At 58.4% G+C, this 298-nt stretch carries 1 protein-coding gene; it reads right to left on the bottom strand.

What is annotated here, in order from left to right:
• On the bottom strand, nucleotides 1–273 hold a 273-nt coding region (locus tag EGN72_RS00135; protein ID WP_148114236.1), incomplete at its 3' end, for a transposase.
• Nucleotides 274–298 lie beyond the last annotated feature (25 nt).

Here is a 298-nt window from a genome sequence, read left to right as displayed (position 1 = left end):
CCGCATTCGCCGGGAAAACAGTCCCCCGGACTGTTTTCTTGTCCGGCTCAAATCCCGGAGAATGCGGTTTTCTTTGCGCAGCCGTTCATTCTCGCGCAGAAGCTCGGCATCCTGTGCAGGCACCTTGGCTTCCTCCGAAACCGCCCGAACCCATTTGCCGAGCGTCGAAAGCCCAATCCCCAAATCAGATGCAACCTGACGCCGTGTCAGGCCACTGGTGAGCGCAATGCGAACCGCATCCCGCTTGAACTCGTCGCTGTGTATCGCTGCCATATCCGGTCTCCTTGATGGCGAGTAT

It is taken from the genome of Pseudorhodobacter sp. E13 (genome assembly GCF_003991405.1).
Taxonomy (GTDB): domain Bacteria; phylum Pseudomonadota; class Alphaproteobacteria; order Rhodobacterales; family Rhodobacteraceae; genus Pseudorhodobacter.
Note: the sequence above shows the minus strand (reverse complement) of the source record. Positions and strands in the feature narration are given on the sequence as shown.